General features: G+C 71.7%; 2 protein-coding genes. Both read right to left on the reverse strand.

Translation table 11 applies throughout. From position 1 onward, the window contains the following. Nucleotides 1–1448: phenylacetic acid degradation bifunctional protein PaaZ (gene paaZ / locus GH736_RS21535; protein WP_159606945.1), on the reverse strand; the 1448-nt coding region annotated here is incomplete at its 3' end. Nucleotides 1449–1497: 49 nt separating this feature from the next. Next, a partial coding sequence (locus tag GH736_RS21540) for a 3-hydroxyacyl-CoA dehydrogenase family protein (protein WP_159606947.1) occupies nt 1498–2223 on the reverse strand: 726 nt, incomplete at its 5' end.

The raw sequence follows: 2223 nt of genomic DNA on the forward strand, positions 1-2223 counted from the left end.
GTCGACGAGCGGGCGTCGTCGCGGTCGAGGAACAGCACCCGACCGTTGTAGGCGGCGATCCCGGACGCCAGCGCGATCGCCACCTCGGGGTCGTGGGTCGCGACGCTCGTCACGAGCGATCCGCCGCCGCGCGCCACGAGCGCCGACGCCTCGGTGAGGGAGTCGTAGCCGACGATCGACGCGACCGGCCCGAACGCCTCGACCTCGTGCAGGGCGGGGCTCGCGGCATCAGTGAACCGCAGCAGCATGGGCGCGACGAATGCGCCGTCGGATGCCGCGCCGGTCGCGCCGTCCGCATGCACGACGCTCGGGGCATCCGTCGACCCGATCACGAGCTCGCCGCCCGACGCCTGCAGCTTCGCGACCTGGCGCAGCACCTCGTCGCGCTGCCCGGTCGACGCGAGCGGGCCCATCGTGACGCCGTCGGCCCGCGGGTCGCCGAGCACCACGCGTTCGGCGATGCGCGCACGCACGGCGTCGATCACCGAGTCGACGGATGCCGCGGGCACGATCGCCCGACGGATCGCGGTGCATTTCTGCCCCGCCTTGCTCGTCATCTCGACGACGAGCTGCTTCACGTACGCGTCGAACTCGGGGGTCCCCGCGACCGCGTCGGTGCCGAGCACGCTCGCGTTGATCGAGTCGGTCTCGACGGTGAACCGCACGCCGCCGGTCTGCACGGCCTCGTGCTGGCGGAGGCGCTCGGCGGTCGACGCCGAGCCGGTGAACGCCACGAGGTCGCCGAGCCGCAGGTGGTCGAACAGGTCGGGCACGCTGCCCGAGACGAGCTGGAGCGAGCCGTCGGGCAGGAGGCCCGACTCCACGAGGATGCGCACGAAGGCCTCGGCGACGTAGCCCGTGGGCGTCGCCGGCTTCACGAGCGTGGGCATGCCGGCGAGGAACGCGGGCGCGAACTTCTCGAGCGAACCCCACACGGGGAAGTTGAACGCGTTGATCTGCACCGCCACCCCGGGCAGCCGGGTGTAGATGTGCCGCCCGAGGAATGAGCCGTCCTTCGAGAGGTTCTCGACGTTGCCGTCGACGTAGACCTTCGAGTTCGGCATCTCGCGGCGGCCCTTGCCCGAGTAGGTGAACAGCACGCCGATGCCGCCGTCGATGTCGACCCACGAGTCCTGCTTCGTCGCGCCCGTGCGGCTCGACAGCTCGTACAGTTCGGCCTTGCGCTCGGTGAGGGCGAGGGCCATCTGCTTGAGGAGCACCGCGCGCTGGTGGAACGTGAGCACGCCGAGGCTCGCCTGCCCGACCGTGCGCGCGTACTCCAGTGCGCCGCCGAGGTCGAGGCCCTCGGTCGAGACGCGCGCCACGACCTCGCCGGTCGACGCGTCCCGCACCTCGGTCGCGCCGCTCGCGGCGTCGACGGCGGCCGCATCGGGGGACCACCACGCGCCCTGCACGTAGCTCGGCAGGATCTCGTTCGTCTGGCTCATCGTTCGTTCCTCGTCTTCGTCGTCTTCGTCGTGTTCGAGTGGCCGTGGATCACGGCGCATCCCACAGGTAGAAGCCCTCGCCGGTCTTGCGGCCGAGCCTGCCCTCGTCGACCATGCGGCGCAGGAGCGCGGGCGGAGCGAACCGCTCGCCGAGTGTCGCCGACAGGTACTCGGCGATGCCGAGCCGCACGTCGAGCCCCACGATGTCCGTGAGCCGCAGCGGACCGACCGGATGCTTGTAGCCGAGGGTCATGGCCGCGTCGATGTCCTCGGCGGAGGCCACGCCGTCCTCGAGCATGCGGATCGCCTCGAGCCCGAGCGCGACGCCGAGCCGCGACGACGCGAAGCCCGGGGCATCCGCCACGACGATCGGGGTCTTGCCGATCGCGTGCACCCACTCGCGCGCCTCGGCCACGAGCACGCCGTCGGATGCGTCGCCGCGCACGATCTCGACGAGCGTCGAGGCGGGCACGGGATTGAAGAAGTGCATCCCGAGGAATCGCGAGGGGCGTTCGAGCAGGGCGGCGAGCTGGTCGATCGAGATCGACGACGTGTTCGAGGCGAGCGCGGCCTCGGGGGGAAGCACCGCCTCGACGCGGGTGAGCGCGTCGATCTTCAGCTCCAAGTCCTCGGGCACGGCCTCGACGACGAGCCCGCAGCGGGCGAAGTCCCGCACGTCGGTGCTCGTGGCGAACCGGGCGGCGATGGCCGACTCGTCGTCGTCGGCGGTGCCGCGGGCGACGGATGCCCCGACGGACTCGAGCACGCGCGTCGA

Origin of the sequence: Agromyces humi (assembly GCF_009720255.1) — a bacterium.
Classification (GTDB): domain Bacteria; phylum Actinomycetota; class Actinomycetes; order Actinomycetales; family Microbacteriaceae; genus Agromyces; species Agromyces humi.